Source organism: Nocardiopsis sp. EMB25, assembly GCF_026797795.1.
GTDB classification, from domain to species: Bacteria; Actinomycetota; Actinomycetes; order Streptosporangiales; family Streptosporangiaceae; genus Nocardiopsis; species Nocardiopsis lucentensis.
In genome coordinates this window covers 1-14,225 of sequence record NZ_JAMTDN010000001.1, presented here as the reverse complement: position 1 = coordinate 14,225, position 14,225 = coordinate 1, and the positions used below count along the sequence as shown (strand labels likewise).

Genomic DNA, 14,225 nt, shown 5'->3' with positions numbered 1-14,225 from the left:
TCGTGCGGGCGCTTTCCGGGACTGATGTCACCTTCACCACACCACACCCGAAGTCCGGCATCGCAGGTCAGAGACACCACGTTTGGGGAACCCCGTCCCCACGCGTGACCGTTCCTTCATCCATCGGATGTCGGATGGTGATGACGGGCCGCCGCGACGCTCCGACGGCCGCCCCACGGAAGCAGCCCCCGGCGGCGCAGCCGCGGCAGTGCGATGAGTCCGACCGCGCAGGTGGCGACGAGGGCGGTCACCGACAGAACGATCGCGGGTGAGTCGAAGATCGACAGCGACACCGAGGCGAAGGCCACGATCCCGGCCCACAGGTACATCAGGAGCACCGCGCGCACGTGGCTGTGCCCCATGTCCAACAGGCGGTGGTGCAGGTGACCGCGGTCCGGGGCGAACGGCGACTTGCCCGCGAGGGTGCGCCGCAGCACCGCCAGCACCAGATCGGCCAGAGGCAGGGCGATGACCAGCAGCGGGAGCAGGATGGGCAGGAAGACCACCAGGCCCGAGGAGTTGAACTCCTCCCGGGCGGTGTTGGCGTCGAACTGTCCGGTCACCGTGATGGTGATCGAGGTGAGCAGCAGTCCCAGCAGCATCGACCCGGTGTCGCCCATGAACACCCGGGCCGGGTGGAAGTTGTGGAAGAGGAAGCCCACACAGGTGCCCGCCAGGATGATCGCGATCATCGCCGGGTAGGACTGGCGGACGAACCCCTGGTCCACCGCGACCACGTAGTAGTAGGCGAAGAACGCCATGGAGGAGATCGCGACGATGCCCGCCGCGAGCCCGTCCAGTCCGTCGGCGAAATTCACCGCGTTGATGGTCACCACGATGAGCAGGACCGAGATCATCGCGCCCAGCCACGGCCCCAGGGACAGCTGCGTCCCGGGCAGCGGCAGCCACAGCAGCTGCACTCCCTGCGACACGAGGATCCCCGCGGCGGCGACCTGCCCCGCCAGCTTGCTGAGCGCGTCCATGCCCCAGCGGTCGTCGACGATCCCGATGATCGTGATCAGCCCGCCCGCCAGCAGCAGCCCGCGCCAGGTGTGGGCGACGAAGACGTTCTGCAGGTGCGGCAGTTGAGCGGAGATCAGCAGCGCCGCGGCGAAACCACCGTAGATCGCGATCCCGCCGAGGCGCGGGATGGGTTCGGTGTGCACGTCGCGGTCGCGGACCGGCGGCGTGGCACCGAACCAGATCGCGCCCCGCCGCACCAGCGGAACGAGGAGATAGGTCACCGCGGCGGCGATGACGAAGGTGAGTGCGTACTCCCGCACGTCCGGGCCCCTCTAGTTCTCGGTGCGGTCGCCGTCCGCGGTCCGGCCGCCGTCCACGGGCGCCTCGGAGCCGGTGGGAGCGGAGTCCGCCGGGGCCTCGGTCCCCCGCGCGGCGGGGGTCCTGGCGTTCTCGGAGGCCTCGGGGGTATCGGTCGCTTCGGAGGTTTCGGGAGCGTCGGTCTCCTCGGGGGTCTCGGACCCCTCGGAGCCCTTCGCCTCCTCGTCCTTCTTCGGCCTGGTCCGTCCCTTGCGCAGCTCACCGATGACGGTGCCGCACACCCCGCGCAGCTGTTCGATGGTGATGGCGCCGGAGCGCAGCACGCGCGGGACCGCGTAGGTGAGGTCGACGATGGTGGAGGCGACCGGCGACTCGCTCACGCCGCCGTCGAGGTAGACGGCCACGTCCTCCTCACCGAGCTGTTCGATCGCCTCCTCCACACGGGAGGCGGCGGGCTGGCCGGACTTGTTGGCGCTGCTCACCGCCATCGGCCCGACCTCCTTGAGCAGTTCCAGGGCGACCGGGTCCATCGGCATGCGCACGGCCACGGTGCCCTTGGTGTCGCCCAGATCCCAGTTCAGGCTCGGAGTCGCGGTGCACACGAGGGTCAGCGGACCGGGCCAGAACTCCTCCATCAGGTCCCGGCCGTGGTTGCCGAGGTCCTCGACGAGTGCCATGGCCGCGCGCATCGAACCGACCAGCACGGGCGGCGGCATCTCACGGCCGCGCCCCTTGGTGGCGAGCAGACCCGCCACCGCGGTCGGGCTGAAGGCGTCGGTGCCGATGCCGTACACGGTGTCGGTCGGCAGCACGACAAGGTCGCCTCGGCGTACCGCTGACGCGGCGTCGGCGATGCCGTCCTTGCGGGCGGTCTCGTCCGAGCAGTCGTAGATGCGGCTCACCAGCGTTCACCTCATTCTCAAGCGGATCGGGTGGGGGTGGAGGTCTCGTTCGGGCGCCGCCAGGGGTCTGCGAGACGGGGCGGGCCGCGAGCGAGGAACGGGCGGCGGGCGCGGTCGAGGATGAAGACACCTGGCCTTTCGGGCGCCCGAACACGGTCCGAAGCGAAGCGGCGGGACCGAAGCAGACACAGCCTAGCCGTCCTCGTCGGCACGGCGCATGACCACGAAGCGGTCGCGTCTGGCCATGTCCTTGCGGTTGAGGACGTCACGCCATCCCTTGTCCTCAGGGAACAACCACGGGATGTCGATGCCCTGGCCGTCGTGGTGCTCGACGGCCATCGCACCGCCGGGGCGCAGCAGGCGGCGACCGACCGCCTCCAGGTCGCGGATCATGTCCAGGCCGTCCTCGCCGGACCACAGCGCCGGGGCGGGGTCGTAGTCGCGCACCTCGGGCGGGATGTCCCCGGCCTCCCGGGTCGGCACGTACGGCGGATTGCTGATGAGCAGGTCGACGCGGCCGTTGAGCTCGGGCAGGGCGGCGCGCATGTCGCCGAGGTGGGGAGTGACCCGGTCGGCGTGGCCGCTGGCGTCGATGTTGCGGCGGGCCCATCGCAGGGCGGCGGGGTCGATCTCGACGGTGTGCACGCGCGAGCGCGGGACCTCCTGGGCGATGGAGATCGCGATCGCGCCGGAGCCGGTGCCCAGGTCGACGACGAGCGGGTCGGCGACGTCCATGGCGCGCAGCGTGTCGATCGCCCAGTCGACCATGATCTCGGTCTCCGGGCGGGGGACGAACACACCGGGTCCCACTTGGAGTTCCAGGTAGCGGAAGTAGGCGCGGCCGGTGATGTGCTGGAGCGGTTCACGTGCCTCGCGGCGGGCGACGCACTCCCAGTACCGGGCGTCGAAGTCGGCGTCGCGTACCGCGTGCAGTTCCCCTCGACGAACACCGTGGACGAACGCCGCGAGCTCCTCGGCGTCCGTGCGAGGCGATGCCACGCCCGCCTCCGCGAGTCTCAGTGTCGCGCGGGCGACCTCGTCGAGCAGGAAGTTCATGATGACTGGGCCGCTTCGAGCCTTTCCTTGGTGTCGGCGTCCACCAGAGCCCTGATGACCCCGCCCAGCTCCCCGTCGAGGACCTGGTCGAGGTTGTAGGCCTTGTAGCCGACGCGGTGGTCGGAGATGCGGTTCTCCGGGAAGTTGTAGGTGCGCACGCGCTCGGAGCGGTCGACCGTGCGGACCTGGCTCTTGCGCTCGGCGGCGGCCTCGGCGTCCGCGCTGGCCTGGGCCTCGGCGTAGATGCGGGCGCGCAGGATGCGCATGGCCTGCTCCTTGTTCTGGAGCTGGCTCTTCTCGTTCTGGCAGGAGGCCACGATCCCGGTCGGGATGTGGGTGATGCGGACCGCCGAGTCGGTGGTGTTGACGCTCTGGCCGCCGGGCCCGGAGGAACGGTAGACGTCGATCCGCAGGTCCTTGTCCTGGATGTCGACCTCGATCTCCTCGGCCTCGGGGACGACGAGCACACCGGCGGCGGAGGTGTGGATGCGGCCCTGGGACTCGGTGACCGGCACGCGCTGGACGCGGTGCACGCCGCCCTCGAACTTGAGCATCGGCCACACGCCCGTGCCGGGCTCGGGGGTGCCCTTGTTCTTGAAGGCGATCGTGATGTCCTTGTACCCGCCCAGGTCGGAGTAGGTGGAGTCGATGACCTCGGTCTTCCAGCCCTGGCGCTCGGCGTAGCGCAGGTACATGCGGACGAGGTCGCCGGCGAACAGGGCGGACTCCTCACCGCCCTCACCCGCCTTGACCTCCATGATGAGGTTCTTGTCGTCGGCGGCGTCGCGCGGGATGAGCAGGTAGCGCAGACGCTCGGTGAGGTCCTCGGCCTCCTGGGTCAGCCGGTCGGCCTCCTCGGCGAAGGACGGGTCCTCGGCGGCGAGCTCGCGCGCGGCCTCGATGTCGCTCTCGATCCCCTTGAGCGCCCGGTAGGCCTCGATGATGGGGGTGAGCTGCGAGTACCGCTTGCCCAGTGTGCGCGCCTGATTCTGGTCAGCATGCACCTCGGGGTCCGCGAGCTGCTGTTCCAGCTCGTAGTACTCCCCCAGAAGATCGTCCAGCTTCACTTCCGCCACGTCCCCGTCTTGTTCGTTCGCCTCGCCTCACCGTTCCCCGTGCGGGGATGGACCCGTCCCGTGGCGCCGGCCCGCGTGGGCGGCGCCACGGGAACGTGGGCGGCGCTACTTGCGCTTGCCGAAGCGCTTCTCGAAGCGGGCGACCCGGCCACCGGTGTCCAGGATCTTCTGCTTGCCGGTGTAGAACGGGTGGCACTCGGAGCACACGTCGGCGCGCAGCTTGCCCTCGGTGATGGTGCTACGGGTGATGAAGTGGGCCCCGCAGGTGCAGGTCACCTCAGTCGCCACGTATTCGGGGTGGATGTCGGCCTTCATGTGTGTCTCCTCGTTAGGGCGACCGCCGGACGCATGCCAGGCGCACCACCGGCGGGGGTGGCGCGTTCGTCGTGGGTCATGCGCGAACCGGTGCCGCGTAGATCCAGGTGGTCGGGTGGCGGGCCCCTCGCGGAGGGGCGGGCCGGTCCCGGTTACCAGTCTGCCAGACCCTCAACGCTCCCGGGACCAGTGCCCATTCCCATGCGCGGGGGCGCGGAGGGCTCCGGCGCACGGCCGACGGCCCCCACCCGAAGGGGCGGGGGCCGTCGGCGTCGGGGTCGGCCACGAACGTCTAGCGCTCGGGACCGACGGTGGTCTGCTGCACCTGCATCAGGAACTCCGCGTTGCTCTTGGACTCGCGCATCTTCTCCAGCAGCAGCTCGATGGCCTGCTGGGTGTCGAGCGCGTGCAGCACCCGGCGGAGCTTCCAGACGACGTTCAGCTCCTCACGCGACATCAGGATCTCCTCCTTGCGCGTGCTGGAGGCGTCGACGTCGACGGCCGGGAAGATCCGCTTGTCGGCCAGGCCCCGGTTGAGCTTGAGCTCCATGTTGCCGGTGCCCTTGAACTCCTCGAAGATCACCTCGTCGGCGCGCGAGCCGGTCTCCACCAGCGCGGTCGCCAGGATGGTGAGCGAGCCGCCGCCCTCGATGTTGCGGGCGGCGCCGAAGAAGCGCTTGGGCGGGTACAGCGCCGTGGAGTCCACACCACCGGACATGATGCGCCCGCTGGCCGGGGCGGCCAGGTTGTAGGCGCGACCCAGGCGGGTGATGGAGTCCAGCAGGACGACGACGTCCATGCCCATCTCCACGAGCCGCTTGGCCCGCTCGATGGCCAGGTCCGCGACGACCGTGTGGTCCTCGGCCGGACGGTCGAAGGTCGAGTGGATGACCTCGCCCTTGACCGTGCGCTGCATGTCGGTGACTTCCTCGGGCCGCTCGTCGACCAGGATCACCATGAGGTAGCACTCGGGGTTGTTCTCGGTGATGGCGTTGGCGATCGCCTGCATCACCATCGTCTTACCGGCCTTGGGCGGCGAGACGATGAGCCCGCGCTGCCCCTTGCCGATGGGTGCGACGAGGTCGATGATGCGCGTGGTGAGAACGTTGGGCTCGGTCTCCAGGCGCAGCCGCTCCTGCGGGTAGAGCGGGACGAGCTTGGAGAACTCCTGCCGGCCCTTGGCCTGGTCGGGCGACATCCCGTTGACCGAGTCCAGCCGCACCAGGGCGTTGAACTTCTCCCGGCGCTCGCCCTCGCGCGGCTGGCGGACCGCACCGATGATGTGGTCGCCCTTGCGCAGGCCGTGCTTGCGCACCTGGGCGAGGGAGACGTAGACGTCGCTCTGCCCGGGCAGGTAACCCGTGGTCCGGACGAACGCGTAGTTGTCCAGGATGTCGAGGATGCCCGCGACCGGCAGCAGGACGTCGTCGTCGCCGATCACCGGCTCCTGGTCCTGGCCGCCGCCGCGCCCGCGGCGGTCCCGGCGGTCCCGGCGGCGACCCCGCCTGCGGCCGCCACCGCCGCCGAAGTCGTCGTCGTCACCGCCGCCGCGACCCTGGTTCTGGCCGCCACCGCCCTGCTGGGCACCGGTGTTGTTCTGGTCGTCACCGCCGCGGTTGCGGTTGCGGCGGTTGCGCTGGCGCTCGCGACCCTGCCCGGACCTCGTCTCACGGTCCTCGGAGGTGTCGGGGCCGTTCTTCTGGGGGGTGCTGGATGTCTTGGTCACGCTGCTCGCGGAGGTAGTGGAGTCGGTGCCGTCCGCCGACCGGGGCTGGTCACCGGACTCGTCTCCGCGCCTGCGGGACGAACGGCGGCTGCGGGACGGCTTGTCGCCCCGCCCACCCTGGGATTCGGCCACGGCCTGGCCCGACGGCCGCTCACCCGCACTCGTTCGTGCGGTGTCGCCGTTGTCCGACGTAGCGGAGGTCATGGTCTTGGCTTGGCCGTCGGTTGCCTCGACCTTACCGGCCGCGGGCTCCGCATCGGCCTTCTTCGCGGATTTGGCCTTCGTGGGCGCGGCGACGGGGCCGCCCTGCTTGGCCTCGATCGCGGCGATGACGTCGCTCTTACGCATGCGCCCCGCACCGGTGATGCCCATGCTCGACGCGAGCTTTTGCAGCTCGGGGAGCTTCTGGGCGGCGAGCCCGGTCCCGCGCGTGGCCGCTCGGGACCGCGACGACGCCGACGCTCCCGAGGGGGCGGCGTCGCCGGCCTCCGCTCCGGAGGCGCCGGTGGTGGCTTGACTGTCGACCGCCGCGTCCGTGTGGAGTTCGGTGGTGTCGCTCACTAAGGGTCCTTCCCAAGGAGCGGGCCTCGGCCGTCAGCTGGTGCTTGGGCGGCCGGCCCGGTGGTGCTATCCGGCAGGGGCCGGGTAGGGCTTGCCCCACGTGGATGCTGGAAACCGGCGGATGACGGTCCCCTACCCAATCGCGGCGGGCTCTGGGTACAGCCAGACGTCGGGGCGGATGGCTCGGTGGTGATGCCCGTCAGCCGTGGTGGCACGCTCATCCGAGGAGGAGGTGCTGACTTTGGTGACGTGGGCACAGTCGCGGGGAAACCGCTGACTCGACACAGTGGCCGCCGCCTCCGAACGATCGTCAGATCCGACCGTCGGAGTATGGTTCGCGGAAGCCGCTGTGGCGGATGAGCACTCGCCCCGCAACGGGGCATCTGGTGCTTCACCTAGCCTAACATCACCAGAGGCCACGGCTATTCCTCAACACAGGTGCTACGGATGGGGAGTGGGGTCCGCACCCCCGCCGGCTCGACGCGCAGGGGGCGTATGTCCCAATCATTACCCGCCCGCCGACTGATCGAATCAATCTGGTGGGCGATTTCCGGCGATTCCTCGCGCGCCTCGCCCTCCGAAACGGCGCACAGGACGAGCACCGTCGGCCCCGCGCCGGAGACCACGGCGGGCAGCCCATCGCGTTCACGCAGGTCACGGATGAGTTCGAGGGTACGCGGCATCGCCGGTTCCCGATAGGACTCGTGTAGCCGATCCTCGGTGGCCGCGTACAGGGTTTCGGGGTGGCCACAAACGGCCGCCGTCATGAGCGCGGAACGTCCCGCGTTGAAGGACGCGTCGGCGTGCGTGACGCGTTCCGGGAGCAGTCCGCGCGCGCGTTCCGTGGACAGCCGCCACGAGGGAACGCACAGGACGGGCAGGATCCGGGCGTCCGGAGCGAGGGAGACCGCGCCCCACCCCTCCTGGCCGCGGTAGGCGACGGTGTAGCCGCCGTACACGCAGGGGGCCACGTTGTCCGGGTGGCCCTCGATATCCGCGGCGATCCGGTAGATCCAGTCCCGGTCCGGGCCCCCGCCCGGACCGGTCCGGCCCAGCAGGGCGGACGCCGCGGCGACGCCGCCGACGATCGCTGAGGAGGAGGAACCGAGCCCGCGTGCGTGCGGGACGTTGTTGACACAGGTCAGGTCGATCCCGGGTAGTTTCTCACCGGCCCGGTCGAAGGCTTCGCGCATGGCGCGCACCACGAGATGGCGCTCGTCGAGGGGAACCTCCCCCGCACCCTCGCCGGTGACCTCGACGTTGATCCGGTCATCGTCGCGCAAGGCGGCGTCGAACCGGTTGTACAGCCGTACGGCGAGGCCGAGGGCGTCGAAGCCCGGGCCGAGATTGGCGCTGGTGGCCGGCGCGTGGACGGTCACCCGTGCGGGGCGCGGTGGGATCATCGTGGTTCCTTCTGAGGGGGATTCCCCGGGGCGTCAGACGAGTCCGAGTGCCTCGGCGGCGGCCCGGGCGTCCACCGGGACGGTCGTGGCGGAGGCGGCTCCGGCCAGGGCCCAGTCGGGGTCCTTGAGGCCGTTGCCGGTGACGGTGCACACCACGCGGCTGCCGCGCGGCACCCGCCCGGCCTGGGCGGCCTTGAGGAGACCGGCGACGCTGGCGGCGGAGGCGAGTTCGACGAACACGCCCTCCTCCGCGGCGAGCAGCTTGTAGGCGGCCATGATCTCGCGGTCGGTCACCTTGTCGATGAGGCCGCCGGACTCGTCGCGGGCCTGCTCGGCGAGCTTCCAGGAGGCGGGGTTGCCGATACGGATCGCCGTGGCGATGGTGCTCGGGCTGGTGACGGGCGCGCCGTCGACGATGGGAGCGGACCCGCTGGCCTGGAAACCGAACATGCGCGGGCGCCGGGTGGAGACCCCGTCCTCGGCGTACTCGGTGTAGCCCATCCAGTAGGCGCTGATGTTGCCCGCGTTGCCCACGGGGATGCAGTGGATGTCGGGCGCGTCACCGAGGGCGTCGACGATCTCGAAGGCGGCGGTCTTCTGCCCCTGGAGACGGTAGGGATTGACCGAGTTCACCAGGGCGACCGGGTAGTCGACGCTGAGCTTGCGCGCCAGTTCGAGGCAGTCGTCGAAGTTGCCGTCCACCTGGAGCAGGCGGGCGCCGTGGACGAGGGCCTGGGCGAGCTTGCCCATGGCGATCTTGCCCTGTGGCACGAGCACGGCGCAGGTCATGCCCGCGCGGATGGCGTAGGCGGCGGCGCTGGCGCTGGTGTTGCCGGTGGAGGCGCAGATCACGGCCTTGGCGCCCTCCTCGGCGGCCTTGGTGATGGCCATGGTCATACCGCGGTCCTTGAAGGAACCGGTGGGGTTGAGGCCCTCGACCTTGAGGTGGACGTCGCAGCCCGTCAGCTCGGACACACGCGTGGCCGGGAGCAGGGGCGTGCCACCCTCCTGAAGGGTGACGACGGGGGTGTTCTCGTTGACGGGGAGGCGGTCGCGGTACTCCTCGACGACCCCTCGCCACGCCCGTGCCATGCTCACGACTGTTCCCTTTCGGGTGGATGCGGCTTCGCTTGACGCGCAGATGGACTCGGCGGGGCGTTCACCGTCGCGGTGCCGCCGCCACCAGCTACGAGTCTATGACCCCACCCGGAGTATCTCGAATCGCGGTCGGATATCTCACCATGCGGACCAGCGGGTACGCCTCACCGGCCCTGGGCCGTGTTCGTTTCGGGCCTCCGCTCCGCTTCGGACCGTGTTCGGTCGCCCCCGGGGCAGGGATGCTGCCCGCCCGTCGCCCGCCACCAGCCCCAACGGACGCCTGCGGCGCGGTCCCATCCATAACCACCCCGCCGGCGCCCGAACGATAACCCCCTCGGGTGACCGTTCGGGACCGGGCACGGAGCGGTGTCAGTCGGCGAAGGTCTCCACACGCATCACACTGGCCACCTCGCGCACCAGCTCGTGGCCGCGCAGGCGCTCCACGGTGCTGCTGAGCGCGGAGTCGGGGGCCGGGTGGCTGACCAGGACCAGCTGAGCGTCCTCGCCGCTGCCCTCCTGGCGCACGTTCTTGATCGAGACCCCGTGGTCGGCGAAGACCTCGGCGACCTTCGACAGGACACCCGGCCGGTCCGCGACGTCCAGGGAGACGTGGTAGCTGGTGATCGTGTGGCCCATGTCATGCACGGGGAGCCCCGTGTCGTGCGCTCCCTCGGCCACGCTGGTGTGGGCGAGGCGGTTGCGCGCCACGGCGACCAGGTCGCCGAGCACGGCGCTGGCGGTGGGCGTGCCCCCGGCACCCGCGCCGTAGAACATGAGCCTTCCGGCGGACTCGGCCTCGACGAACACCGCGTTGTAGGCCTCCTTGACGCTCGCCAGCGGGTGCTCGACCGGGAGCATCACCGGGTGGACGCGCACGCCCACGGACCCCCCGTCCTCCGAGCGCTGGCAGATCGCCAGGAGTTTGACGACGCAACCCATGGCGCGCGCGCTGGCGATGTCGGCGGCCGACACGGCCGTGATGCCCTCGCGGTGGACGTCGGCGGCGGTGACCCGCTGGGTGTGGAAGGCCAGGCGGGCCAGGATCGCGGCCTTGGCCGCGGCGTCGAAGCCCTCGACGTCGGCGGTCGGGTCGGCCTCCGCGTAGCCCAGGGCCTGGGCCTCCTCCAGCGACTCGGTGAACCCGGCGCCCAGGGAGTCCATCCGGTCGAGGATGTAGTTCGTGGTGCCGTTGACGATGCCGAGCACCCGGTTGACCCGATCCCCCGCCAGGGAGTCGCGCAGCGGACGCAGCAGCGGGATCGCCCCGGCCACGGCGGCCTCGTAGTACAGGTCCACACCGGCGTCGCGGGCGGCCGTGTGCAGCGTCTGACCGTCCTCGGCCAGCAGCGCCTTGTTGGCCGTCACCACGGACTTGCCCGCCTTGACCGCCGCGAGGATGAGTGAGCGCGCCGGTTCGATCCCGCCGATCACCTCCACGACGAGGTCGATGTCGGGCCGGGTGACCAGTGCCGTGGCGTCGGTGGTCAGCAGCGCCGGATCGACACCGCGGTCCCGGTCCATGCGCCGGACCGCGATGCCGCCGACCTCGATCCGCGTGCCCACACGCGCGGCCAGCTCGTCGGACTGCTCCTCGATCAGGCGGACGACTTCCGCGCCCACAACGCCGCATCCGAGCAGCGCCACCTTCATCGCCATTTGGGCGTGACTCCCACTTCTCTCGTGTCCTACCGTCGCGCGGCCGCGCCGCGTCGGCGGCCGGTTCAGCCTACGTCGAGGCGGAGGAGGTCCTCCTCGGTCTCCCTGCGTACGATGACCCTCGCCTTCCCGTCCCGGACCGCGACCATGGCGGGTCGGGGCAGGTGGTTGTAGTTGCTCGCCATGGAGTAGCAGTAGGCGCCGGTGGCGGCGACCGCCACCAGGTCGCCCGGCCTGAGGTCGGCGGGCAGGTAGAGGTCGTGCACGATGATGTCGCCGCTCTCGCAGTGCTTGCCCACCAGGCGGGAGAGCATCGGTTCGGCGTCGCTCTCGCGGGACACCAGTTGGCTGGTGTACTCGGAACCGTAGAGGGCGGTGCGGATGTTGTCGCTCATACCGCCGTCGACGCTCACGTAGGTGCGGATGCCCTCGACGTCCTTGACGGTGCCGACCTCGTAGACGGTGATCCCGGCGGGGCCCGCGATGGCGCGGCCCGGTTCGACCGCGATACGCGGCACGGGCAGCCCGGCCTCCTCGCACTCGCGGCGCACGATCGCGGTGAGGCTCTCGGCGATGCTCTTGGGGTCGAGCGGGTCGTCCCCGGAGGTGTAGGCGATGCCGAGGCCACCGCCGAGGTCGAGTTCGGCGAGGGTGACGCCCAGGTCCTGGTGGACTCCGGTGAGGAAGCGGGTGAGGCGGCGGGCCGCGACCTCGAAGCCGGAGGTGTCGAAGATCTGCGAGCCGATGTGTGAGTGCAGGCCGACCAGTTCCAGATGGGGCGCGTCGAGCACGCGGCGGACGGCCTCGGCGGCGGCTCCGGTGCTCAGCGCGAAGCCGAACTTCTGGTCGTCGTGCGCGGTGGCGACGAACTCGTGGGTGTGGGCCTCGACGCCGGTGGTGACGCGGATGAGGACCTTGGGTCGGCGGTCGAACTCGGCGGCGACGGCCTCCAGGCGCTCGATCTCGTCGAGGGAGTCGATGATGACGCGGCCGACCCCGACCTCGACGGCGCGGCGCAGCTCCGCGGTCGACTTGTTGTTGCCGTGCATGCCCACCCGTTCGGCGGGGACACCCGCGGCCAGGGCGACGGCGAGCTCGCCCCCGGAGCACACGTCGAGCTTGAGGCCCTCCTCGACCACCCAGCGCGCGACGGCCTTGGTCAGCAGGGCCTTGCCCGCGTAGTAGACGTCGGCGTCGGTGAAGGCGTTGCGGTAGTCGCGGGCGCGGCCCCGGAAGTCCTCCTCGTCCACGACGAAGAGGGGGGTGCCGTACGTCTCGGCGAGTTCGCGCACACCGACGCCGCCGACGGCGACCTCGCCGTCCGCGCGCCGCGCGGTGGCGGGCCACACCCGGGGGTCGAGTCCGATGAGGTCCTCGGGCGGCATCGGCGGGTTGTCCTCCGGCAGGATCTCCGCGTGGCGTGATCCGGCGGGGTGGGCGTAGCGGCTCATGATGGGCTTTCGGCTGGGATGCGGCTGTACTGGCGGTGGAGGCCCCCACCTATTGTCCACTTACCCGGTAGGGACAAAGGAATTGGGTCGGCCCGTCGGGCGGGGCGGGATGTCTACAGCCTTGTGGGCGCCGACACCCCGAGCAGGAAGAGCCCGGTGCGCAGGACTCCGGCGACGGCGGCTGGCAGCGCCGGGTCCGCGGCGGCCCCCTCCGCCCCCTCGGGATCGGCTGTGGGGCACGTTCGCCACTCATCGTAGGCACTGGCCAGTGCCTCCAGGTATCTGACCAGGATATGGGGTTCCTCTCGGCGCGCCGCCGTGTCCACCGAGCTGGCGCCGTCGAAGAGGAGGCCGCGCACCCTGGCGGCGTGCCGTGGGCAGCCCGCGAGGGGGGGAGCCCCCTCCCGTGCCCAGCGGGCCCGGCTGAGCGCGTGGGCGTGGGCGTAGCGCAGGCGGAAGGCGGGGTTGGCGTCGGTGAGACGCGCCCAGGCTCCCGGACGGTCCGCTGAGGGGAGCACGGGCAGGTCGCGGCCGGTCGTCTCGGCCTCCTTGGGGCGCTCGGGGATCGAGCGGCAGAAGGCGACACGCGCACTGGCCTCGCCGATGGTGCCGAGGACCCGCGCGGCGGGGGTGATCGGCTCCGCGCTGCCCCCGTCCAGGTAGGGGTCGCGCCAGGAGACCTCGGCGTCGCCGGGCCCCGGCGGAGGGGGCTCCCCCCCGACCGCGAGGGTCAGCCGTTTGCGGGCGTCCGCCCTGGCCAGGCGCCGCGCCTGGGCCACGGGAACCGCGTCGTGCAGCGGCGTGTCCGGCCACTCCCCGGCGCCGTCCCAGGCACGGCCGGTGAGGAACCGGGGGCCGTCGGCGGCCGCGGCCAGTAGGTCGCGGGACTGCTCGTGGGTGAACACGACGTTGACGAACCCGCGCGCGTCGGTGAACGTCCGGGCGAAGTCGACCAGGCCCTCGTCGCGCATGAGGGGGAGCTGGGCGGCGACGCGTCCGGCGACCGTCAGCGGCCGGGAGCGCCGTGCCCCGTCGTCGACCAGGCGCATGAGTCGGAGCGGCAGCGCGCTCGCCGCGTCAGCGCCCTCGTCGGCGTGGTCGTTGCGCGGCCACACGAGGGGGACGGCGTCGGGGGCCAGGCCGAAGGCGCGGACCGCGGCCCGGCGCAGGGCGGTTTCCAGGGTCCAGGGGGTCACGCGTCGTCTCCGTCGACGAGGCCCCGGATGACGTCGACCAGGTCGTCGGGGTCGAAGGGCTTGGTGACGTAGGCGTCCACGCCGATCCGTTCCCCGCGTCGGTGGTCGTCCCCTTGGGCGCGGGCGGTGACCAGGACGAGCTTGCAGTCCCGGGTGCGCGCGTCGGCGCGCAGGGACTCGGCCGCCGCCCAGCCGTCCAGGCGGGGCATCATGACGTCGAGCGTGACGACGTGCGGATCGATGTGCCCGGCGCGGTCGAGGCAGTCCTGCCCGTCGACCGCGGTGAAGACCTCGAACCCCTCCAGTTCGAGGTTCAGTCGGATCAGTTCCCGGATCACCTCGTCGTCCTCGACGACGAGAACCCGTGCGGGTAGGGCGTTCACGGGCGCGACACTACCGCTGTGGGGGGACGGGGCACCACTGGATTGCCGGGATCGGCGCGGCTCGGGGGAGCGCGCGCATTCGATTGGACGAACCGCGCGGAGCCCCTGCTACAGTTGTTCA

The 14,225-nt window shown here is 71.1% G+C and carries 12 protein-coding genes; all 12 read right to left on the bottom strand.

Annotated features, from left to right (window positions below):
- Positions 1 to 116: 116 nt before the first annotated feature.
- The 12 genes from KIK06_RS00060 to KIK06_RS00005 all read right to left on the bottom strand — a co-directional run bounded on the left by KIK06_RS00060 (position 117) and on the right by KIK06_RS00005 (position 14,104).
- Positions 117 to 1,283, bottom strand: coding sequence for an MraY family glycosyltransferase (locus tag KIK06_RS00060; RefSeq protein ID WP_268641407.1), 1,167 nt, complete (start codon positions 1,281 to 1,283; stop codon positions 117 to 119).
- Between the two features lie 12 nt (positions 1,284 to 1,295).
- On the bottom strand, positions 1,296 to 2,183 hold the full coding sequence (locus KIK06_RS00055) for an L-threonylcarbamoyladenylate synthase (RefSeq protein ID WP_268641406.1): 888 nt from the start codon (positions 2,181 to 2,183) through the stop codon (positions 1,296 to 1,298).
- 192 nt (positions 2,184 to 2,375) lie between these two features.
- On the bottom strand, positions 2,376 to 3,239 hold the full coding sequence (prmC, locus tag KIK06_RS00050; protein WP_268641404.1) for a peptide chain release factor N(5)-glutamine methyltransferase: 864 nt from the start codon (positions 3,237 to 3,239) through the stop codon (positions 2,376 to 2,378).
- The gene (prfA, locus tag KIK06_RS00045) at positions 3,236 to 4,306 is read right to left on the bottom strand and encodes a peptide chain release factor 1 (RefSeq protein WP_268645810.1); all 1,071 of its coding nucleotides are present in this window, start codon (positions 4,304 to 4,306) and stop codon (positions 3,236 to 3,238) included. The genes prmC and prfA overlap by 4 nt, the downstream gene beginning before the upstream one ends.
- A 114-nt stretch (positions 4,307 to 4,420) precedes the next feature.
- Positions 4,421 to 4,630, bottom strand: coding sequence for a 50S ribosomal protein L31 (rpmE, locus tag KIK06_RS00040; RefSeq protein WP_017600361.1), 210 nt, complete (start codon positions 4,628 to 4,630; stop codon positions 4,421 to 4,423).
- Between the two features lie 292 nt (positions 4,631 to 4,922).
- Positions 4,923 to 6,917 carry a transcription termination factor Rho gene (gene rho, locus KIK06_RS00035; RefSeq protein WP_268641403.1) on the bottom strand — a complete coding sequence of 665 codons (1,995 nt, stop codon included), beginning with the start codon at positions 6,915 to 6,917 and terminating at the stop codon, positions 4,923 to 4,925.
- Between the two features lie 422 nt (positions 6,918 to 7,339).
- Positions 7,340 to 8,320, bottom strand: coding sequence for a homoserine kinase (gene thrB, locus KIK06_RS00030; RefSeq protein ID WP_268641402.1), 981 nt, complete (start codon positions 8,318 to 8,320; stop codon positions 7,340 to 7,342).
- A gap of 33 nt (positions 8,321 to 8,353) precedes the next feature.
- The gene (thrC, locus tag KIK06_RS00025) at positions 8,354 to 9,412 is read right to left on the bottom strand and encodes a threonine synthase (RefSeq protein WP_017600364.1); all 1,059 of its coding nucleotides are present in this window, start codon (positions 9,410 to 9,412) and stop codon (positions 8,354 to 8,356) included.
- Between the two features lie 375 nt (positions 9,413 to 9,787).
- Positions 9,788 to 11,074 (bottom strand): homoserine dehydrogenase, encoded by a 1,287-nt coding sequence (locus KIK06_RS00020; RefSeq protein ID WP_017600365.1) that lies wholly within the window; start codon positions 11,072 to 11,074, stop codon positions 9,788 to 9,790.
- Positions 11,075 to 11,139: 65 nt separating this feature from the next.
- On the bottom strand, positions 11,140 to 12,525 hold the full coding sequence (gene lysA, locus KIK06_RS00015; RefSeq protein WP_017600366.1) for a diaminopimelate decarboxylase: 1,386 nt from the start codon (positions 12,523 to 12,525) through the stop codon (positions 11,140 to 11,142).
- Positions 12,526 to 12,638: 113 nt separating this feature from the next.
- On the bottom strand, positions 12,639 to 13,721 hold the full coding sequence (locus KIK06_RS00010; RefSeq protein WP_268641400.1) for a DALR anticodon-binding domain-containing protein: 1,083 nt from the start codon (positions 13,719 to 13,721) through the stop codon (positions 12,639 to 12,641).
- A complete protein-coding gene (locus KIK06_RS00005) occupies positions 13,718 to 14,104 on the bottom strand; it encodes a response regulator (RefSeq protein ID WP_017600368.1) in 387 nt (128 codons plus the stop codon). The genes KIK06_RS00010 and KIK06_RS00005 overlap by 4 nt, the downstream gene beginning before the upstream one ends.
- Positions 14,105 to 14,225 lie beyond the last annotated feature (121 nt).